General features: G+C 39.7%; 21 protein-coding genes and 1 pseudogene. 12 read left to right on the top strand and 10 right to left on the bottom strand.

Annotated elements, in window-relative coordinates:
* The first annotated feature begins 12 nt into the window (after positions 1 to 12).
* From MHM89_RS09350 to MHM89_RS09340, 3 genes are read left to right on the top strand one after another with little or no spacing between them, the layout of a single operon-like run.
* Positions 13 to 390 carry a MerR family transcriptional regulator gene (locus MHM89_RS09350; protein WP_016708221.1) on the top strand — a complete coding sequence of 126 codons (378 nt, stop codon included), beginning with the start codon at positions 13 to 15 and terminating at the stop codon, positions 388 to 390.
* A gap of 60 nt (positions 391 to 450) precedes the next feature.
* Positions 451 to 840, top strand: a complete 390-nt coding sequence (gene merC, locus MHM89_RS09345) for an organomercurial transporter MerC (RefSeq protein WP_016708222.1) — start codon at positions 451 to 453, stop codon at positions 838 to 840.
* Positions 828 to 1,046 carry a GDCCVxC domain-containing (seleno)protein gene (locus MHM89_RS09340; protein WP_119854000.1) on the top strand — a complete coding sequence of 73 codons (219 nt, stop codon included), beginning with the start codon at positions 828 to 830 and terminating at the stop codon, positions 1,044 to 1,046. Before merC ends, MHM89_RS09340 begins: the two co-directional genes overlap by 13 nt.
* A 1-nt stretch (position 1,047) precedes the next feature.
* On the opposite strand, the pseudogene MHM89_RS09335 reads toward MHM89_RS09340, so the two are convergent.
* From MHM89_RS09335 to cadR, 7 genes and pseudogenes are all read right to left on the bottom strand, one after another.
* Positions 1,048 to 1,609 (bottom strand): annotated as a pseudogene (locus tag MHM89_RS09335) (manganese efflux pump MntP family protein).
* A gap of 51 nt (positions 1,610 to 1,660) precedes the next feature.
* Positions 1,661 to 2,392 carry a Qat anti-phage system TatD family nuclease QatD gene (gene qatD, locus MHM89_RS09330; protein ID WP_016708224.1) on the bottom strand — a complete coding sequence of 244 codons (732 nt, stop codon included), beginning with the start codon at positions 2,390 to 2,392 and terminating at the stop codon, positions 1,661 to 1,663.
* Positions 2,389 to 3,723 (bottom strand): Qat anti-phage system QueC-like protein QatC, encoded by a 1,335-nt coding sequence (gene qatC / locus MHM89_RS09325; RefSeq protein ID WP_239408656.1) that lies wholly within the window; start codon positions 3,721 to 3,723, stop codon positions 2,389 to 2,391. Before qatC ends, qatD begins: the two co-directional genes overlap by 4 nt.
* Complete coding sequence (locus MHM89_RS09320) at positions 3,716 to 4,603, bottom strand: hypothetical protein (RefSeq protein WP_016708226.1); 888 nt, start codon at positions 4,601 to 4,603, stop codon at positions 3,716 to 3,718. The genes qatC and MHM89_RS09320 overlap by 8 nt, the downstream gene beginning before the upstream one ends.
* A gap of 1 nt (position 4,604) precedes the next feature.
* On the bottom strand, positions 4,605 to 6,365 hold the full coding sequence (locus MHM89_RS09315) for a P-loop NTPase fold protein (RefSeq protein WP_082079326.1): 1,761 nt from the start codon (positions 6,363 to 6,365) through the stop codon (positions 4,605 to 4,607).
* 11 nt (positions 6,366 to 6,376) lie between these two features.
* Positions 6,377 to 6,952 carry a recombinase family protein gene (locus MHM89_RS09310; protein WP_062566150.1) on the bottom strand — a complete coding sequence of 192 codons (576 nt, stop codon included), beginning with the start codon at positions 6,950 to 6,952 and terminating at the stop codon, positions 6,377 to 6,379.
* Positions 6,953 to 7,083: 131 nt separating this feature from the next.
* Positions 7,084 to 7,473: a Cd(II)/Pb(II)-responsive transcriptional regulator gene (cadR, locus tag MHM89_RS09305; protein WP_016708229.1), complete on the bottom strand. Its 390-nt coding sequence runs from the start codon at positions 7,471 to 7,473 to the stop codon at positions 7,084 to 7,086.
* A gap of 82 nt (positions 7,474 to 7,555) precedes the next feature.
* On the opposite strand from cadR, the gene MHM89_RS09300 reads away from it, so the two are divergent.
* The 7 genes from MHM89_RS09300 (at position 7,556) to MHM89_RS09270 (ending at position 15,730) form a co-directional block, all read left to right on the top strand.
* Positions 7,556 to 8,209: a cation transporter gene (locus MHM89_RS09300; protein WP_016708230.1), complete on the top strand. Its 654-nt coding sequence runs from the start codon at positions 7,556 to 7,558 to the stop codon at positions 8,207 to 8,209.
* A gap of 12 nt (positions 8,210 to 8,221) precedes the next feature.
* Complete coding sequence (locus tag MHM89_RS09295) at positions 8,222 to 8,950, top strand: transglutaminase family protein (protein ID WP_016708231.1); 729 nt, start codon at positions 8,222 to 8,224, stop codon at positions 8,948 to 8,950.
* Positions 8,943 to 9,842 (top strand): cation diffusion facilitator family transporter, encoded by a 900-nt coding sequence (locus MHM89_RS09290; RefSeq protein ID WP_016708232.1) that lies wholly within the window; start codon positions 8,943 to 8,945, stop codon positions 9,840 to 9,842. Before MHM89_RS09295 ends, MHM89_RS09290 begins: the two co-directional genes overlap by 8 nt.
* Before the next feature lie 45 nt (positions 9,843 to 9,887).
* Positions 9,888 to 10,250 (top strand): hypothetical protein, encoded by a 363-nt coding sequence (locus tag MHM89_RS09285; RefSeq protein ID WP_016708233.1) that lies wholly within the window; start codon positions 9,888 to 9,890, stop codon positions 10,248 to 10,250.
* Positions 10,251 to 10,319: 69 nt separating this feature from the next.
* Positions 10,320 to 11,648: a TolC family protein gene (locus tag MHM89_RS09280; protein WP_029216105.1), complete on the top strand. Its 1,329-nt coding sequence runs from the start codon at positions 10,320 to 10,322 to the stop codon at positions 11,646 to 11,648.
* A 2-nt stretch (positions 11,649 to 11,650) separates the two neighbouring features.
* On the top strand, positions 11,651 to 12,565 hold the full coding sequence (locus MHM89_RS09275; RefSeq protein ID WP_239408655.1) for an efflux RND transporter periplasmic adaptor subunit: 915 nt from the start codon (positions 11,651 to 11,653) through the stop codon (positions 12,563 to 12,565).
* Positions 12,566 to 12,619: 54 nt separating this feature from the next.
* Positions 12,620 to 15,730, top strand: coding sequence for a CusA/CzcA family heavy metal efflux RND transporter (locus MHM89_RS09270; protein WP_016708236.1), 3,111 nt, complete (start codon positions 12,620 to 12,622; stop codon positions 15,728 to 15,730).
* A gap of 91 nt (positions 15,731 to 15,821) precedes the next feature.
* Here the strand turns inward: MHM89_RS09270 and MHM89_RS09265 are convergent, their stop codons facing one another.
* Positions 15,822 to 15,962 (bottom strand): cupredoxin domain-containing protein, encoded by a 141-nt coding sequence (locus MHM89_RS09265; RefSeq protein ID WP_229677580.1) that lies wholly within the window; start codon positions 15,960 to 15,962, stop codon positions 15,822 to 15,824.
* A gap of 874 nt (positions 15,963 to 16,836) precedes the next feature.
* On the opposite strand from MHM89_RS09265, the gene MHM89_RS09260 reads away from it, so the two are divergent.
* Together MHM89_RS09260 and MHM89_RS09255 are read left to right on the top strand one after the other, a co-directional pair.
* Positions 16,837 to 17,358, top strand: a complete 522-nt coding sequence (locus MHM89_RS09260) for a DUF305 domain-containing protein (RefSeq protein ID WP_008109672.1) — start codon at positions 16,837 to 16,839, stop codon at positions 17,356 to 17,358.
* 1 nt (position 17,359) lies between these two features.
* Positions 17,360 to 18,091 carry a glutaredoxin gene (locus tag MHM89_RS09255; RefSeq protein ID WP_016708238.1) on the top strand — a complete coding sequence of 244 codons (732 nt, stop codon included), beginning with the start codon at positions 17,360 to 17,362 and terminating at the stop codon, positions 18,089 to 18,091.
* A gap of 216 nt (positions 18,092 to 18,307) precedes the next feature.
* Here the strand turns inward: MHM89_RS09255 and MHM89_RS09250 are convergent, their stop codons facing one another.
* Together MHM89_RS09250 and MHM89_RS09245 are read right to left on the bottom strand one after the other, a co-directional pair.
* Entirely contained in the window at positions 18,308 to 18,658 is a 351-nt protein-coding gene (locus MHM89_RS09250; RefSeq protein ID WP_062566151.1) for a hypothetical protein, read from the bottom strand.
* A gap of 50 nt (positions 18,659 to 18,708) precedes the next feature.
* Positions 18,709 to 19,080 carry a hypothetical protein gene (locus MHM89_RS09245; RefSeq protein WP_019677951.1) on the bottom strand — a complete coding sequence of 124 codons (372 nt, stop codon included), beginning with the start codon at positions 19,078 to 19,080 and terminating at the stop codon, positions 18,709 to 18,711.
* Positions 19,081 to 19,085: the final 5 nt, after the last annotated feature.

The raw sequence follows: 19,085 nt of genomic DNA, 5'->3' as shown, positions 1-19,085 counted from the left end.
AAGAGTATGTTTATGAGAACCATTGGAAAACTGGCAAAAGATTTAGATATCAATGTTGAAACGATCCGCTTTTATGAGCGCCAAGGTTTAATAGAGCAGCCTCCAAAACCCGAATCAGGTTATCGAAAGTATGACGAGACACACGCTAATCAACTCAAATTTATTCTGAAAGCTAAAGCATTAGGGTTTACGCTGAAAGAAATTGAATCACTGATGTCACTAAGTAGCAGTTGCGCTGATATAGAATCGATGGGATTGCAAAAACTTAATCTCATCCGTAATAAAATTGCTGATTTACAGCGGTTAGAGAAAGTAATTCAAGATATGACAGATTCTTGCAAGGCCAATCAAGACCCTCAATCCTGCCCGGTAATAAATTCACTTAAATAGCTATTGACCCCGTACTTATGTACGGAGTTTATACTACCTTAAAAATTGAGGTAGATAGTTATGATCAATAAAATTCTAGATAAAGTAGGTTCTGGTGGCGTTTGGCTAGCCGCCCTTAGTTGCACAGCATGTTTTCCTGCGCTCGGCTCATTGGCATCTGCGCTTGGGTTAGGTTTTCTTTCACATTTTGAAGGGATAGCGGTGAACACCTTATTGCCATTATTTGCTTCACTAGCGTTGTTAGTTAATTTCTATAATTGGTATCAACATCGAGAGTCATTAAGAGGCATTTTAAGTGTCATTGGCCCAATTGCAGTATTGCTGACCCTTTATCCTTTATGGCAATACGACTGGAGCACTTACTTATTTTACTTTGGGATCATTTGGATGGTCGTAATGTCTATTTTAGATATTGTTAAGCCCATTAAGGAACCAGTATGCAAGGTATAGAATTAAAATCTAAGATAACTTGCCCTGAATGTGGATTTAGCAAAGTTGAAACCATGCCTACAAACGCTTGCCAATGGTATTACGAATGCGAAAGCTGTAAAGCACTACTTAAACCGTTCAATGGTGATTGTTGCGTTTACTGCTCTTATGGAACAGTTAAGTGTCCTCCTATTCAAGAAGGCAATGCATGTTGCTCAGGTAAGTAGCCTAGTATTCGGTGGTTCTGTGCCAACCAAGTAATATCTTAAATGCGATTGCGATTAACACTAAACCACCAAATAGTTCAGCTTTAGACTCCAGCCATACGCCACTTCTTTCGCCGATATTCACACCAATCTAGCTAAAGGCAAACGTCGTGACGCCTATTATCAAGCAAGCTACGGCTATGTCTACCTCAAGCAATGTGATTGCATAACCTGCCGCCATTGCATCAATACTGGCGGCAATAGCAAGAACAAATAGCACACGATGAGTAACATTAGCAATATCTTCTTCAATTCCTTCAGATTGGGACTCATAAATCATTTTTGCCACCGATAAATAATAGCAAAATAAAAGCTATCCAAGGTGCATAATCTTCAATCCAAGATGATCATCCTTTACCGCTGTAATAGCCTAAAAGAGGTATAAAGCCTTGGAAAAATCCAAAATAAGCAACGGCTTTAATAAAGAGTTTTTCAGCATTTGCTACTTTTTTAGAACCTAAGCCTATGGATACTGCAAACACGTCCATACTGAGTGCTATAGCTAATACAAATACTTCAAACAAATCGATTAAACCTGAATAAAATTGTTATAAGATTACGTGACGTATAATTAGTTACTTGACTGATGTTAAACACCTAAGGTTTGCTGACAGTTGCTCAATTATCGAAGCCTTATTTTTACACCAAATTTCAGCCAGATATTCAGTAACAGTGCCAACACTTGAAGGAAACAGAATATTCCCCGCCACTTTGGCGAAAGGGCCATCAGTTTCGAGTAAAATCCTATCTTGAGGTATCCACGATATTACTTTTTTAGCTCTGGCTGAAGTAAGCATGGCTGGCCCAATAGAAAAGAAACAGCCTAGCTCGACGGCTTCTAGAACTTGCTTCTTAGTACCTAAAAACCAATGAAGAATAGAAGTACCAGCATTGGGGTATAACTTAAGTTGTTCAAGTACTTCACCTGTCGCATTAAGACTATGGATAGTTAGTATTTTGTTATCAAAGTCTTCACATTTTTTCAAAATATGCGTGAAAACCTCTAATTGATCATCAAAGTAATCAGCATAACCTTTTGAGCCATCCAGCCCAATTTCTCCAATATATCTAGTTCTATCAACTAGCTTATCGAATAGAGGTAGTTCATTTTTCCTTAAATGAGCAAGTTGAGGGTGAAGCCCCAAAGCCGTTTTACAGTGTTTTATGCCACTTGTTAACTGAACAGTACCTTCAAAAGCTGAAGGCACCGTAGTTACTGATAGCACGTAATAATTACTGCTTTTTATGTCGTTCAATACCTCTTTATGATCTGGATATAAATCAACATGGCAATGAAGATCCATCATGATGATTTATCCGCTTGGAGAAATAATTCAACCTCTGCTAATCCTCGCTTAATAGTTGATTCTAGTTTTTCTCGTATATCTTTATCTTGTGGTATTGGTCCTGACTTTCGAAGCCAAGAACGATAATTGTCAGTCTGTTTCAACCGGATAATGGCAGTTTGAACCGCTTGGAGATCATCGCGAGTATCTTTTTCTTTAATAAGACCTCTCAACCGCTTTGTCTTGTATGGCGCATCTTGTGTAAAACCAGCATGAAAAACTGACGCTCTTCGAATAAGGCAAGGTACACAATGCCCACACTGTTTATGCTCTCTGTGCCAATGACTACAAGAAACACTCAGAGGAACTGCTTTTCTAATTGCGTCTTGATCAACACATTCCGCTAACATTTCACCTTTAGTTTTGAATTGATAGGGGTTTACAAATTTGACATGAAACCCAGTGTCTCTAAGCAAAGATTCAAGCCTGCTTAGAAAATTAGGATGAGTAGTTCTAGTACTATGGCTACCAATCCGTCTTCTGGTAAGCGGTGGATTTATAGAAATATAGCCATTCTCAGGGACGACAATAGTTTCAATACTGCTATCGCAATTAGCATTTCTTAAGGCTGATATACCAAGTACCGCCATAGCTAGGAAGTTGAAGCTTCTTCCCCTCATGCTAATGTCAGTTTTACCTTCTAACTGCTTGATAATATGAGGAGACATTGAATAGGACAATTCGCCGAATGGCGGGGACAATAATTGCTTAATATCTTCCTGTTTTGCGCCATCACCACGATAAGCGTGACTAACCAAAAGCGGTTTTAAGGCTGACTCTCCGTTTAAAATGTCAATTGCACCAACTGCGCTATCAAGACCTCCTGAAAAAAGGCAGACTGAGTTGAGTCCAATTAATGATTTTGCTTTTGCTTTCGCTTGCTCACTTGTTTTAGGAGTCGGCATCGGCATAGTTGTTTTTTCAAAAGTAAACTGCCATTGATCGCCCGTTAGAAAGTTGAGCAAAGAACTTAGTTCAGGCTCAACAGTATTCCACATATCCTCATCGGTAACAGGAACATGCAAGTGCATTTTTCTAGCCCATGCATTTTCTGCATTATCCCTCAATTCAAATGTATCAGCGGCGGTAACGGCGGTTGCAATTGTTATCAGATCTATTGCATCAGCATCTACATGCAATCCTAAATCACGAACTGTTTGTAGTAGTTGTTTTGACACTAAGCTGTGCTTAGTGATGTCATTTTGATGCGTGTGAAACATTTGGACAGGATGACAGTCTTCAGAAAAATCAGGCAAGTTAGCTGGGTCATGGTTAAAATAAAAATTAGTCATCAAAACTCTCCCATTCATCCACTGTCATTGCAATTGCATCAGCTTGAATTTTAGTAATATTTTCCTTGCTAATAGTACTAGGGTTGCCATTAGTTACTTTGTCTAACTGCTCTTGTGTGATCACTTTTATTAATTCCCTTAATTCTACTTCCATTTGATGATGCTTACTTGCAGGCTCAACATGAAACCAAGCTCTGCCCATGCCTTCAACCACATCCTGAAAAATAAGATCTGTTAAATAACAGCCTATGGCTTCTTGAATAACTTCGTCAGTAAAACTGTTTGGGTCAAATTCTTCTGTATCGGGTAATGCTTCCTCTAGTGCGTAATCCAACGCAACTCTTACAGCATCCGAATCGGCATTATCAGGTGCCAAATGACTAGCAATTTTGTCAATTGCTTGGTCAGTCGATAACCCAGTTAGATCACCTAATGATAAGCTTTGATTATTAACCGTTACGGTGTCGCCACGCATGACACCAAGCAATCCAGAACCAGCCGTTATACCGCTTGCTAGTCTCCGGCTTGTGCTTTTACCTCCGCCAGAGCCTTTTCTAGAGTAACTTTTTAATGAACGCCTTAGATCTGAGGTTGAGCCACCTGTTTGTGCATATTTACCAAATGCTCTTCTGGCGCTGGCAAACCTATTTGGAGGTGGCGTTGCTGTTGGCGAACCACCGATTTCTTGTTGAACCTTGTCATTGTCAATATCGTTGGTATGGTCATTCTGATCATCAGATTGATTGTTATCAGAACCAGTTTGATCATCCCCATCAGTACCTGATGCAGGCTCTATTGTGACGGGATCTCCTTGCTCTGCCCAAGATGGAATTAGCGGACTCTTGTTATTCGGTCCTGTAGACGATGCGGACGTACCCATATTACTTAATTCCCTCTAGTTCTTTTAAGATTGGATTGAGCCACCTTTGACGAGGCAAGCTTTTTAAGAATGTAAGAAGACTTAAGCAACATTTATCATCCTGCTTGGCAAGTAACACGGCTCCATAGATGCCTGTTGGTTTTTCGGTCCAATCACCAATCAACTTAAAGTTTTCAATCAAACCATCCATGACTGACATGTACTCTTCCTTCGGAGTTGTGGTAATCGCAGTAGAGTTAACGCCACTGACCCTTACCTTTTGCTTCATTAATTCTTCTACAAGTTTTTGAGCAGCTCCCGACATTACCGCATTAACAGCACCCATTGGAATGCTTTCTCGGCTAAGGTATGCCGCTGGGGTCAAATCCATCTCAGTAAACATTGGAGGTAATTTTGACCATTTATCAATAAAAGCTAGGTCGAGTTTCCACTCTTCAGGTAACTTTATTTCATCAAATTCAACTTCTGAATTTTCGAGATCCGCTAAAACTTTTGGATATCCGTTTTCCTTATCAATTAATTCATAAAGCTTGTTAGTAGCCTGAGTGCCTAAGCACCTCTCAAAAATTACCAGCTTAGTGATAGTTTTCTCGTCAAGCTGCATTCCTCGACGGTGAGCCGTTTTCTTTCTCATCTTAACTTGATTGAGTAATCGCTTAACTATGCGAGGGTTACCGTTAATGTTTGTGGATTCAGCTAATAGTGGAGCTAACTGTTCAGCAACTACAAATTTGCTTCTGAGTCCTGAATGCTTTTCGATATCGTGATCCTGAAGAAGCTCATCAACGGTAATTTGTGGTTGTTTCCAAGAAAGCCTTAATGATTCTTCAAGGGCACATCTTATCGCTTCTAACTGAGCATCTGTCACTCCGTGGTCTTGAGCGGTGAGCATCATTAAATATGCCCTTATCTCAAGAACACCGGGCCTTGGTACATGCACAGGAATTTGAATAAGCTTGTCTAAATAATCAGTTTGATGTCGTTGAGATGCACCTTTGTGATATTCAGGTACTGCCAAACGGATCATGTCTTCATCGGCGGCAATGACAAATGCGGTATTTGGTAAAAATAGAAATAATCTGATCGCCTCAAGTGTTGAAATGGCATTAAATGGAGAGCAGCGATCTAAATTATCGACATAGACAATAAGTGGCTTATCAAACTCCTTTAACAGATCAGAATATGCTTTTCGGAATTCTTTAATTTCTTTAGGAGGTGAGAATGATTTCTTATCTTTGATCAAACCTTTGTTTTTCTTCGCAACATCCTTAGCGCCATCGACAGCACCTTTTACATCATCAACATCAAGTTCACCATCGTCACCACCACTGAATAGTCCCATGATCTTCTGTATACCACCCATAGTCGGTATACCAGCTAATGCTGCACCACCATCCATTAGCAGTCCCATCAGTCTGATCTTATCTATTCGTCCAGCAAACTCTATTGCTTTTGCACTTAGATTTTTATCGTCTGCTGCTTTTTTTACTAAAGTAGATGCAATTGTTTCTAATAGCGCTGCTTTAGCGTCATCGTATCCTTGGAAAGTCCATGCATCGAAATGCACTTGTATATATTCTTGTTCATCAGTTTCCAAAGATGCTTTGGTAAGTTCAAGAATCGTGGATTTTCCAGCGCCCCAATCACCAAAGACACCTATACTAATAGGCATTAATTCCTTTTCAGTGATAAGATCTTTAATCGACTCAGCCGTTTCATTAAAGTTTAAGAAGTCAATTTTTGACTCTTTATCAGACCACATAACATCTCCTTTTATTTATTATTTTTTTGTTCCATTCTTTCAATAGTTCGATGAACCGTCGGGCGGCTAACAGAATATTTCTTCGCTAATGCAGAGATCGATTCACCATTTAATTTATCTTTATATAATTCTTTCGCTTGTTTGTCTGATAAAGCAGGCAACCTACCCATATGTTTGCCTTTAGCCTTCGCTTCTTCGCGACCTTCTGCGGTTCTGGCTTTTATAAGATCCCGCTCAAGTTGAGCGAATACTCCACATAGGTTGATCATGGCGGTGGCAAACGGATTATCATTTTTAGTATTGAGAGAGCCGTCGATAATATTTAAACAAGCCCCCTTTTTGTGGATACTTTCAATAGCCTCAAGAATAGACTTTAATGATCGGCCTAGCCGATCAAGGCGAGTAACAATTACCTCATCACCCTCCCTGATAAAATCGATGAGTTCCTTTAGCTTTTCTTCATTTCTAATGGAAGCACCTGACTGTTTTCCTTGAAATATTTTTTCACAGCCATGAGCGTCCAACTTGGACAGTTGAATATTTAAATCTTGCTCTTTAGTTGAGACTCTTGCAAAACCAACTTTCATATGTACGAAACCTGTAACTTTCGTACATCTTAACAATCAAGTGAACGAAAGTACATTAAATAAATTTCGTACATGAACGTAATAAAATATAGTTATTCGTACACAACACGGATAGAAAATGAATGACAATTCTAACTATCAAGTGACTTAATTATTCCACACGCTTCAATGGTGTTTTCAGTTGTACACAAACTTGCCATTTGTTGAAGCTCAGCTTTTAGTGCTTTGAGTTCTCTCATTCGATTGTTAACTAAGGCCAATTGTTGAGCAATGAGCTTATTAACACTTGCACAGCTTTCTTCTGGCTTATTTTTCAGTTCCATAAGGCGTTTAACATCTGTTAGAGGGATATCCAAACTTCGGCAATGCTTTATAAACTCTAATTCTTTTAAAGCCCGTTCACCGTATAACCTGTAATTCCCTTCAGTACGTTCAGGAGTTGAAAGCAACCCTTCTTTCTCGTAATACCGAATTGTTTGTATCGAACACCCTGTCGTTTTTGAAAGTTCACCTATCTTCATAAAACTTTAGTCCTAAATCTTGACTCTATAGTCACTATAGACTTTATAGTTAAGTTATCAAGCAAATAACTAAGGCCGTGCAATGAGTGGTTGTGGTTGCGAAGTCGAACTAAAAGATGCGAAACAAAAACATGTGCTGTATTGGTTGCTAGGTATTAATGCGGTTATGTTCTGCGTTGAGATTACTGTGGGCCTATATGCAAACTCAACGGCTTTGATAGCAGATTCAATGGATATGCTGGCTGACGCAATTGTCTATGGTATTGCTCTATATGCCGTGAGCCGATCTTTAAAGCATAAAGCCAATGCAGCCCTTATCAGCGGTTACTTTCAGCTGACACTCGGAATACTGGTAATCTTTGACATAGTAAGAAGACTCGGAGAAGGTGAGCCTCACTCTTGGTTCATGATCGGCTTTGGTTTTGTAGCATTAATAGCAAACGTCATTTGTTTAGTTTTAATCAGAATGCAAAGCAATGGTGAAGTCCATATGCGTGCAAGCTGGATATTTTCAGCCAACGATGTGATCGCAAACTTGGGGGTCATTGCTGCTGGTGTTTTAGTGATGCTACTTGATTCTCGCTGGCCTGACATTGTGATTGGTAGTGTGATTGCAACCCTAATTTTAAGAGGGGCTTACCTGATTATTACTGATGCGAAGAAAGAGCTGAGCAACGCAGAGTTAACAAGCGAAAACAATAGCTGTAGTGGAAGTAAATCAAAATCATGTTCTTAAAGGAGATGGATAATGAGTGCTAATTATTTAGAGAAAACACAAATATTAGACTTAGATGATCACAGCATCCAATCTCTAATAGCAGATCGGAATTGGAATACAATGGATGAATACAACACAATAGGAGCTGCTTACACCTTTGTTAAAGATGAGATTCAGTTTGGTTACAACCGCAGCGATGATATATCTGCGAGTGAAGTTTTAGCGGATGGCTATGGACAGTGCAATACCAAGGGAAACTTGTTAATGGCTCTATTCCGAGCGCTTGGTATTCAGTGCCGATTTCATGGTTTCACGATTGACCAACAGCTTCAGAAAGGCGCTATTCCTTCTTATGTATTTTGGCTTGCCCCAAAATCCATTATCCATAGCTGGGTAGAAGTGCTCTATGAAGGTAAGTGGATCAATTTAGAAGGCTTCATTCTCGACGAAGCTTACCTAAGTTCAATTCAATCCAAATTCAGTCAAGCTAAAGATAATTTTTGTGGTTATGGAATAGCTACTACCTGCATAAGTAACCCAGAGACGAACTGGGTTGGTAAAGATACTTATATTCAAAAAGAAGGCATACACGACGACTTTGGCTTTTATGACTCACCCGATGAATTCTATGCTGAGCAGGGAACCAATCTAACGGGTATTAAACGTTGGGCGTACCAAAACTTTATCCGTCATATCATTAATTGGAATGTACAAAGGCTTAGAAGAAAAAATGTAACCGCCGAGGCTCAACATGCATAACCACTCTCACGGTCATGATCACCCTCACAATGATGAGGACGCTTCGAGACGCATTGGCTGGGCTTTTTTTCTAAACCTCACGTTTACCATCATCGAATTTATCGGAGGTTGGTTAACCAATAGTACGGCAATCATGGCAGATGCTATCCATGATTTAGGAGATAGCATCTCCATAGGCACCGCATGGGGATTAAATAAGCTCAGTAACAAGCCTGCCTCTAGCCAGTTTTCATATGGTTACAAGCGCTTTTCATTGCTTGGCGCATTGATTAACGGTTTGGTATTAACTGTTGGTTCTGTTTTTATACTAATTGAGGCCATACCAAGATTAGCTAACCCCGAAATGCCTCAAGTCGAAGGAATGCTTTTATTAGCTATTTTTGGCATGGTGGTAAACGGTTACGCTGCCTATAAGCTAAGTCATGGAAAGACCTTAAATGAACGAGTTTTAAACTGGCACTTGCTTGAAGACGTTTTAGGTTGGATAGCTATATTTATTGTATCAATCGTATTGATGTTTGTTGAATGGCCCATACTCGATCCTATTTTATCAATTGGGTTTACCCTTTTTATTTTATTTAATGTTGTAAGAACACTGAAAACGACACTTATGCTCTTCTTGCAAGCGACACCAGATATTGATCTTATTGAAAATATTAAATCGAAAATAGTTTCTAAAGCCATTGTGGGTGAAGTACATCACTTACACATCTGGTCACTTGATGGTGAACACAACGTTTTAACCGCCCATATTGTTTTAAACACTGAAATATCTAACGAAGAGCTGAAATCGTACAAGCTAGAGTTGCGACAGGAGCTTAAAGAGTTTGATTTTGCTCATACAACAATTGAAATAGAGTTCATAGACGAGCAATGTCGTGACGCAAGCTAAACGATAGTGTTAACATTGGCATAACTAAGAGATAGTTGAAACGAAATGAATATTAAACAATTCCCTGCATACATCATGATAGTGCTGATATTACTTCAGTCATTTTCTGCTGTGGCAAAAGTTGCTGATGTTCATATTGTTGATTCCGAGCATATAAAAACCGAGCATGTTCATGCTTTAGATGACCACATTTCTTCTGAAAAATTAATACAATCATCAGCAGATAATGACCAACACAACCCCGCTGATTGTCATCATTGCGGACACTGCAATGGCTCGCATGTACAGTTTGCTACGCATGTTTACATCAGTAGAGACATTGATTTCAAATCAAGTCAGGTATTTGATTATTTAAAAGTAGTCATTGAAGCTCCCCCTTCCAGATTACTTCGACCTCCCAAAAGTTAGTCCTTTTATTTAATTGGCGCGTTAGGCGGTGAAGCCAACGCTCGTTTCATAAAATAAACAGGACAAAATATGAATATGTCTTATTTTAAGGCCCCCGTACTTGCTTGGAAGAAAGTAAAACGGTTGCTTCTGTTGTCGTTTTTAGTGACAACTAATAATGTATTTGCAAATGACTTAACTGTTGATTCAGTTTCATTGTCAGAGGCAATACAACGAACACTTGCAAACAACCCACAGCTAACAGCTTTTAAATACAAACAAAAGCGTTTAGACGGCGAGTTAGCTACCGCAGGGTTAAAACCTGAATATAACGTCAGCGCTGAATTGGAAAACTTTGCAGGTACAGGTGATGTATCTGGATTCAGCGACGCTGAACTTACCTTATCAATATCTTCCGTGGTGGAATTGGGAGATAAGGTAAATAGCAGAAAGCTTTATGTTAATGCCCAACAGCAAGCAATAGCTGTTGAAAAAAGAATACAAACACTCGATATTTTGGGTGAAGTAGCAGCTCGCTATATCGATGTTTTGACGTTACAGCAAATCATGCTCGTCAATGAAAATGCAGAAAAGCTAGCACGAGAAACCTATCAAACTGTCTCCAAAAAAGTTCGTGTTGGTTCGGCACCGTCATCAGAGCAAAAACGAGCTGATGCAGCTTTAGCAACAGCTCGACTAAAGACGCTAACCATTTCCAAGCAGTTAGAGGCCAGTGTTCGTAAGTTAGCTATTATGTGGGGAGAACAATCACCGCAATTCTCTCGTGTATCAGGCGATTTATTTGCACTTCCCAAAACAATATCACTCGAATACATCATGGCTCAACTTTCTCAAAGTCCTCATATATTAGCTTATGCAGAGCAATCGAGAATTCAGCAAGCTCAATTACAATCAATCAACGCACAAAGCCACGCTAATATAACGTGGAGCGCAGGTGTGAAAAGACTTGAAGGTAGCAATGAGACTGCGTTGGTTGCAGGAATTAGCGTCCCTCTGTTTACGAGTGATAGAAATAGAGGCAGCTATCAATCTCAAAAAGCAAAACTCGATGAAGTTGAGCAGCAACGGAAAGCCAGTGAGCGAGCAATTTACAGCCAATTAGCGACATTTTATGCGGCTCAGGAAGAGGCTCGCCTTACGGTTGAAACCTTACAAACCAGTATTATTCCGCCTCAAGAAAGTGCTTTGTCATTAGTGCAAAAAGCCTATTCGGACGGGCGCTTTAGTTATTTAGAGCTAGTTTCAGTTCAAAAAGAGCTTATTGAGATGCAATATGCGCTTATTTTTGCCGCAAGTGAGGTTCACAAACAAAGCGCCTCCATTGAGTCCTTATCAGGCATTCCATTAATTTCTTCCGGCAATACAGAAAGCCAACTTTCAAGCTTTATTGAGAATTAATCATGAAAAAGAAAAATATATTAAATTCACCAATCAGCCTTTTCAAATTAATGCTTGTTGCTGTAATTGGTTTCACCTCCATCACGACCTCAGCCAGTGAAGAACACAAAGATGAAATAGTCTCTATGTCTGTTGAGATGGCTAAACAAAACAGCATTGAAACAGTAGCAGCAACTAGCGGTGTTATTCATAACGAAGAAGTTGTATATGGAAAAATCGTTGCCGATCCTGCCTCACTTGCGCACGTTAACGCTAGATTCGATGGTGTTATTAAGGAAGTAAAAGTCAATCTCGGCGAAGAGGTCAAAAAAGGTGAAACGTTGGTAGTGATTGAATCCAATGAGAGCTTAAATCAATATTCGATAAAAGCACCAATGTCTGGGCGTATAGTCGCTAGGCAAGCCAATATTGGCGAGCTTACAAATGGTGAAAACTTGCTGACAATAGCCAATTTTGACGTGGTTTGGGCACAACTATCAGTGTTTCCTACTCAGCTAAGTAAGGTTAACGCTAACCAGCAGGTGCTAATTCATAGCACTGAATTTAATCAAAGTGCGCAAATTAGCTATTTAACACCATCACTAAACGGCAAGCCATACTCATTGGCATTTGTAAAATTGGATAACAAAACCAACAAGTGGCCGCTTGGCACTGTAATTAAAGGTGCGGTTACGACCAGTCAACACTCTGCTCCAGTTGTTGTGCCAAAAGGAGCCATTCAAGAGTTTGAAGGCAAAGATGTTGTTTTTATTAAAGAAGGCAATGAATACCACCCTAGCGCCGTAAAAACTGGCGCTTCAGACGCTATCAATATTGCTATCATCGACGGTTTGAACGTCGGCGAAAGTGTGGTTGTAAAGAACAGTTATCTGCTAGTTGCTGATCTAAAAAAATCGGAGGCTGGACATGAACACTAATCTCCGACCTTTTTGTCCTCTACATATTGGCTTCAGTATTATCGAGGTGAAAATATGATCGCTTGGATACTAGAATTATCTATCCGTAGACGTGGTACTATGTTGCTTATGGCCTTGTTTATCATCGCTTTAGGAATATGGAACTATCAGAAGCTACCTATTGACGCTGTGCCAGATATAACCAATGTACAGGTACAAATAAACACGCAGGCTCAAGGTTATTCACCTTTGGAAACAGAGCAACGGATTACGTTTATCGTCGAAACGGGCTTGGCAGGTTTACCTAAGCTGGATTATACCCGTTCACTTTCTCGATATGGCCTGTCGCAAGTGACTGTTGTGTTTGAAGAAGGCACAGATTTGTATTTTGCCAGAAACCTAATCAATGAGCGACTTAGCGCAATTAAGGAGCAACTACCGTTTGGCATTGAACCAGAAATGGGACCAATTGCTACGGGCCTCGGTGAAATATACATGTACAGTATAACTGCCGACGAAAGTGCAAAGCAGAATAATGGCTTACCCTATGATGCGATGGCGTTAAGGGAGATCCATGACTGGGTAGTGAAACCACAACTTGCATTGGTTAAAGGGATTACGGAAATCAATGCAATTGGTGGCTATAAAAAGCAATACCATATCAATCCCGATCCGTTAAGGATGTTGCACTTCGGTATTACCAGTGAAGCACTATCAAATGCAATAATGCGAAATAATGCAAATCAAGGGGCTGGATTCATCGAAAGAAGCGGACAGCAAATTCTTGTTCGTTCACAAGCTCAGTTGCAATCTATTCAAGACATCCAAAACGTCATTATAAAAAGCGACGACGGCACACTTGTAAAAGTTAAAGATGTCGCCGAAGTTGCGATAGGAAAAGAGCTAAGGACAGGAGCTGCATCACTGGAAGGCAAGGAAAGTGTGATTGGCACCGCAATGATGCTGGTAGGAGAAAATTCACGCTCGGTGGCATTGGCTGTTGGTGACAAGCTTAGTGAAATCCAAAACAGTTTACCTCAAGGCGTGTCCATAGTTCCCTTATATGACAGGACAACTCTGGTTGATAAAGCAATTAGCACCGTACAGAAAAATCTTATTGAAGGTGCATTACTGGTTATCTTCGTATTGTTCCTATTACTGGGTAACATACGCGCCGCTTTGATTACCGCCGCAGTAATTCCTTTGGCAATGTTGGCAACAATCACGGGCATGGTTCAAAGCAAAGTCTCTGCGAATTTAATGAGTCTGGGAGCCTTAGATTTTGGATTGATTGTCGATGGCGCGGTAATAATCGTTGAGAACTGCATTAGGCGGTTAGCAGAAAGCCAAAAACGAAATAGTTCTGTCATTTCCCTGAAAGAACGCCTAGACATTGTTTATTCTGCTACCAATGAGGTTATACGACCTAGTGTTTTTGGCGTATTGATCATAACGATTGTCTATTTACCTTTGTTTACCTTATCGGGTGTCGAGGGCAAAATGTTTCATCCGATGGCCGCAACGGTGATAATCGCTCTATTGTCTGCAATGGTATTTACCTTCACGCTAGTCCCCGCTGCGGTTGCTTTATTCTTGAAAGGCAAAATCAGCGAAAAAGAAAGTCCAGTAATTGTCGGCGCTAAGTCAGTTTATAGTCCTGTTTTGAAGTGGGCTTTAAAACTACGTTGGCTAGTTGTTTGCGGCGCTGCTTTACTTGTGACATTTAGCATATTACTTGGTAGTAAATTAGGATCTGAATTTGTTCCTCAACTTAATGAAGGTGACATTGCACTGCACGCGATGCGTATTCCGGGCACGGGTATTGACCAAGCTGTAGAAATGCAGAAGGTACTTGAACAACAAATTATGAAATATGATGAAGTTGTTACGGTGTTTTCAAAAACGGGCACAGCAGAAGTTGCGACAGACGCGATGCCGCCAAATGTGACTGATACTTTTCTGATATTAAAGCCGAGAGAGCAATGGCCCGACCCTAATTTAACGAAAGAGGATTTTGTTGAAAGGCTGGAAAAAGATCTCAGCTCTATTCCCGGCAATAATTATGAGTTTACTCAACCAATTCAGATGCGATTTAACGAATTAATTAGCGGAGTAAGAGCTGATTTAGGGATTAAGCTCTACGGTGATGATCTATCCCAACTTGTCATTTCTGCACAAGAAGTTTTGGCTACACTCAATACAATTTCAGGTGTTGCTGATGCGCGGCTCGAACAAGTTGATGACGTGCCTATCTTTACCGTTAACCCCAAGCCTGAAGCATTAGCGCTATACGGGTTGGATGCAAGCGACTTACAGTCTTGGTTAAAAACAGTCGTGTCAGGTGAAGGCGCAGGGTTAATATTCGAAGGTGATCGTCGATTTGAAATTGTAGTTAGATATCCTGAGCTGTTGAGAGCCAACCTTGATCAGCTAGGTAATTTGCCAATCGCGACAGAAAGTGGTGAGTTTGTACCTGTAAGCGAAGTTGCAGAGTTAAATTATACGACAGTTCCAAGTCAAATAAGCCGAGAAAATGGTAAGCGACGAATTGTAATTACAGCAAATGTTAGAAACCGAGATCTAGGCTCATTCGTACAAGAGGCACAGCAAAAAATTCAACAAAATGTTGAATTGCCTGCTGGTTATTGGCTTGAGTACGGCGGAACATTTGAGCAACTTGAGAGTGCAACGCAAAGATTATCCATCGTAGTACCTGCCACATTGTTTGTAATTTTGACACTGCTTGTCATAGCATTTAGTTCAATAAAAGATGCCCTGATCATATTTAGTGGTGTGCCTTTAGCACTTACAGGCGGCGTATTGGCTTTGTGGTTAAGAGACATGCCTCTTTCAATTTCTGCTGCTGTTGGATTTATCGCTCTTTCAGGGATAGCTGTATTAAATGGACTGGTGATGCTGTCATTCATTAAACAGCGATTACTTGAAACAGGAGAGCTAATAAACTCAATTATCGAAGGTGCAACTATCAGGCTTCGCCCTGTATTAATGACCGCTTTGGTTGCTAGCTTAGGTTTCATTCCTATGGCATTAAACGTCGGAACTGGGGCTGAAGTTCAGAGGCCATTAGCAACGGTGGTAATTGGAGGGATTATTTCCTCTACTTTACTTACTTTAGTTGTTTTGCCTGTTCTATATAGAATTGTTTACAGTAAATACAAATCTTAACTTTAATTTAGAGGCTTCTCGTAATGTTTTCGAGAAGCCTTTTGTTAAGTTACTTTTGCTCGTTCAGGTGTGTAAAAAGACCTATTTAAAACTAAATTACTTTTAAGACGCCGCGATACATTTGTATCTGACAATGAAACTCATGCTCTCCCTGTGACAAGTTTAATAAGGTAATTTGAGTAATTTCATTTAACTTAAGCTGTTCGCTTATATCCAATGAAGGAATAAGCATTATTTCAGCGCAGGGGGATTGCTCTTTATGACCGTTATGAACGCACGTCATTATTGCTAATTGCGCAGATTATGAATGAAACTGGTAAACGGATTATCATTTTTTGTACTGACAGAACCATTAATAATCTTTGAACAATCGCCCCGTTTGTGAGTACTTTCAATGTCCTCAAGAATAGACTTTAATGATCGGCCTAGCCGATCAAGGCGAGTAACTATTACCTCATCACCCTACCTGATGAAATCGATTAGCTTCTTTAACTTTTTTCATTTCTAACCGAAGTACCAGACACATTGCCTTATAATATTTTTTTACAACCATAATAGCCCAACTGAACAGTTGAGCATTCAAATCTTGTTCTCTAGTAGATACTCTTGCAAAACCACTTTCATGTGTAGGAAACTTTTAGCTTTCGGACATGAACGAGATAAAAGATCAATATTCGTTCATTTAAAAAGTGAAATAAATGACAACTCTAACTATCAAGATTAATTCTTCCACATGCTTTAACTGTGTCTTCACTTGTACACGAGCTTACATTTGTTGAAGCTCAGCTTGTAGTACTTTGAGTTCCCACATTAGATTGTTAACTAAAGCCAATTCCGCCTGTGTCTATCACAAGTTCAAAACTCAAACTCTAAATATAAGCTGATTTGATCTCCTTCAAAGAAGATTTTTTGCCCATAAACTCTTACACCGAAATGTGTAGATTAGTACTGATTCACAATAATTGCGCTGAAATTGAGTCAATCGTATTACAAATACTCTTATTGATACTGGCTCATTACTTGCAATTTTTCGAGAACATGACCACATGTAGAGAATAATAGGCTAACAGTGGGAAATATTTACACTATCAATGTAAGGATTACTTATGAAATACTCAAGATTTGCTGCAATGATCATCACCTCAACCATTGCTATGTTTGTCATGATGTATCTCAACACTTACGCAGTATCACATATATGGTTTAGTGAAACGCGTATCTATATGGCGTTGTATATGGGAGCAGGTATGGCAATGATCATGCTGGCCTTTATGCTTGGCATGTACAGTAACAAGAAGCTCAACATGGCTATTTTTCTATTGGCGACAATACTGTTCGCCATATGTCTTTATCTTGTTCGCTCTCAAAGCACAATTTCTGACACTGCCTACATGAAAGCGATGATTCCTCATCACTCCATTGCTATTCTTACTAGTGAGCATTCAACTTTGGAGGATGTACGCGTGCGTGAATTGGCAAATGGTATTATTAAAGCCCAACGAAAAGAAATAAAAGAAATGGAATGGCTGATTAAGGATATTTCTGAAAATGGAAAGGTCAGCTCACAAGCTCAGGCTGAGCAACGACCGCTCCCAAAGTTTGAAGGCACACTGAACAAAGGAGACTAAGATGACTAAGACAGCTACCCTGTACAGAATGGTCACTGACGAACATATCTGCCCCTATGGTTTAAGGTCGAAAGATTTGCTGGAGAGGCAAGGGTATGATGTAGAAGATCATAAGCTCACGTCAAGACAACAAGCTGATGACTTCAAAGATAAGCATGATGTCAAAACTACGCCACAAACCTTTATTGAAGGAAAGCGTGTCGGAGGATACGATGACTTAAGAGAGTATTTTGGTAAAGATGAAGCAGGTCAAACTGGCACAACCTACACGCCAGTTGTAGCCATTTTCTCGATAGCTGCACTTCTTGCTGTCGCATCTCAACATTTTGCTTCCGGCTCATTTATCTCCATCAGAACACTGATGCTATTTATAGCTTTTTCAATGACGCTCTTAGCGGTGCAAAAACTGAAAGACCTATACAGTTTCACAAATTCGTTTATTACTTATGATTTACTAGCGATGAGATGGATAAGATATGGTTATATTTATCCCTTCATTGAAGCATATGCAGGTATTGGTATGGTTGCCCAACTACAGCCTCTCGCAGTGGCACCATTTTCATTGTTTATCGGCACAGTTGGAGCAATTTCAGTTTTCAAAGCCGTTTACATTGACAAACGCCAGTTAAAGTGTGCCTGTGTAGGCGGCGATAGTAGTGTGCCACTTGGATTTGTATCGCTATCTGAAAACTTATTTATGATCGCGGGAGCATTGATTATGCTGCTGATGTAAAGGTATAGCTCTATTCGGCGGCTCCTTAACTGTTAAGATTAGACCTAGGATGCCAGCCCACACCTTTCTAATCCATATGTAACATTTTTTCTGTCGTACTGGCATCAAGATAACCAGAACTGAGCAAACAATCTCAAAGGTTGTACAAAATAACACTAAAGCTTTTTCATTAAGTTTTATTGTTATGCTCTTGTGGTGGCTTTCGCCACCACTTTATTAGTTTTCAAGTTCCACCATATCTTTCGCTGCAATGTCACCAGACACTAGCTTTACAGTTGCGAAATGATCATTCACAATTTTAGTAATTTGTACCGTTCCTACCTTTTCGATAGTGTAGGGATCGTCACCTTCACTCAATACTATTCTTTCATGGAATCTAATAACACTGTATTTTTGCCCAACCTCTGCGCCATGCTTAGCACCAATACAGATTAGAGTTCGATTATCAGAACTTTCTACTACCTGACCTCTCATCATGTATTTATGATAAAAAGTGGTATTAGAACAACCCACTAAATATAAACCGAATGTAAGCAATAAAAGAGCTTTTATATAGGGTGTTTTCATCACTGTTACCTCATTTGACTAACTAATTATCTATACACTTTTTTATGAATTCATTTGTTTTTCCGGCCAGCCCCCGAAGGTGCTTGATGACAACTCCAAGGCTTATGAACAGAGTTATCTTTGATGTTCTGATCAACAAATTTATAGTAACTTTCTTTAGTATGTGTCCACCAATCATCATGAACATCTGCGCCATACTTACGGATTACCTCCTCAATCCCATCAAGGCTTACGTTTGCGGCATCATAGGCAAGGTGTATTTCACCTTCTTTGATGTTGTAACTAACTTCATCTATACCAAAAAGCTGATCTATTTCTTTTACTAACTCGTCACAGCTTTCTTCTGTGACATTGCTAAGCTTTAGATTTCGAACAACTAAATTTTGCTCTCTAACGCCAACTCTATGATCTAAATCGCTCATAATTT

Origin of the sequence: Pseudoalteromonas sp. CNC9-20 (assembly GCF_022347875.1) — a bacterium.
In the GTDB taxonomy this organism is placed as follows: domain Bacteria; phylum Pseudomonadota; class Gammaproteobacteria; order Enterobacterales; family Alteromonadaceae; genus Pseudoalteromonas; species Pseudoalteromonas ruthenica.
The sequence above is the reverse complement of the archived record's forward strand: the minus strand, read 5'-3'. Positions and strand labels throughout refer to the sequence as shown.

Excerpts from the sequence above, each read along its gene's own strand:
- MHM89_RS09350 (WP_016708221.1), top strand. The coding sequence starts at position 13 with ATGAGAACCATTGGAAAACTGGCAAAAGATTTAGATATCAATGTTGAA.
- merC (WP_016708222.1), top strand. The coding sequence starts at position 451 with ATGATCAATAAAATTCTAGATAAAGTAGGTTCTGGTGGCGTTTGGCTA.
- MHM89_RS09340 (WP_119854000.1), top strand. The coding sequence starts at position 828 with ATGCAAGGTATAGAATTAAAATCTAAGATAACTTGCCCTGAATGTGGA.
- qatD (WP_016708224.1), bottom strand. The coding sequence starts at position 2,392 with ATGATGGATCTTCATTGCCATGTTGATTTATATCCAGATCATAAAGAG.
- qatC (WP_239408656.1), bottom strand. The coding sequence starts at position 3,723 with ATGACTAATTTTTATTTTAACCATGACCCAGCTAACTTGCCTGATTTT.
- MHM89_RS09320 (WP_016708226.1), bottom strand. The coding sequence starts at position 4,603 with ATGGGTACGTCCGCATCGTCTACAGGACCGAATAACAAGAGTCCGCTA.
- MHM89_RS09315 (WP_082079326.1), bottom strand. The coding sequence starts at position 6,365 with ATGTGGTCTGATAAAGAGTCAAAAATTGACTTCTTAAACTTTAATGAA.
- MHM89_RS09310 (WP_062566150.1), bottom strand. The coding sequence starts at position 6,952 with ATGAAAGTTGGTTTTGCAAGAGTCTCAACTAAAGAGCAAGATTTAAAT.
- cadR (WP_016708229.1), bottom strand. The coding sequence starts at position 7,473 with ATGAAGATAGGTGAACTTTCAAAAACGACAGGGTGTTCGATACAAACA.
- MHM89_RS09300 (WP_016708230.1), top strand. The coding sequence starts at position 7,556 with ATGAGTGGTTGTGGTTGCGAAGTCGAACTAAAAGATGCGAAACAAAAA.
- MHM89_RS09295 (WP_016708231.1), top strand. The coding sequence starts at position 8,222 with ATGAGTGCTAATTATTTAGAGAAAACACAAATATTAGACTTAGATGAT.
- MHM89_RS09290 (WP_016708232.1), top strand. The coding sequence starts at position 8,943 with ATGCATAACCACTCTCACGGTCATGATCACCCTCACAATGATGAGGAC.
- MHM89_RS09285 (WP_016708233.1), top strand. The coding sequence starts at position 9,888 with ATGAATATTAAACAATTCCCTGCATACATCATGATAGTGCTGATATTA.
- MHM89_RS09280 (WP_029216105.1), top strand. The coding sequence starts at position 10,320 with ATGAATATGTCTTATTTTAAGGCCCCCGTACTTGCTTGGAAGAAAGTA.
- MHM89_RS09275 (WP_239408655.1), top strand. The coding sequence starts at position 11,651 with ATGAAAAAGAAAAATATATTAAATTCACCAATCAGCCTTTTCAAATTA.
- MHM89_RS09270 (WP_016708236.1), top strand. The coding sequence starts at position 12,620 with ATGATCGCTTGGATACTAGAATTATCTATCCGTAGACGTGGTACTATG.
- MHM89_RS09265 (WP_229677580.1), bottom strand. The coding sequence starts at position 15,962 with ATGCTTATTCCTTCATTGGATATAAGCGAACAGCTTAAGTTAAATGAA.
- MHM89_RS09260 (WP_008109672.1), top strand. The coding sequence starts at position 16,837 with ATGAAATACTCAAGATTTGCTGCAATGATCATCACCTCAACCATTGCT.
- MHM89_RS09255 (WP_016708238.1), top strand. The coding sequence starts at position 17,360 with ATGACTAAGACAGCTACCCTGTACAGAATGGTCACTGACGAACATATC.
- MHM89_RS09250 (WP_062566151.1), bottom strand. The coding sequence starts at position 18,658 with ATGAAAACACCCTATATAAAAGCTCTTTTATTGCTTACATTCGGTTTA.
- MHM89_RS09245 (WP_019677951.1), bottom strand. The coding sequence starts at position 19,080 with ATGAGCGATTTAGATCATAGAGTTGGCGTTAGAGAGCAAAATTTAGTT.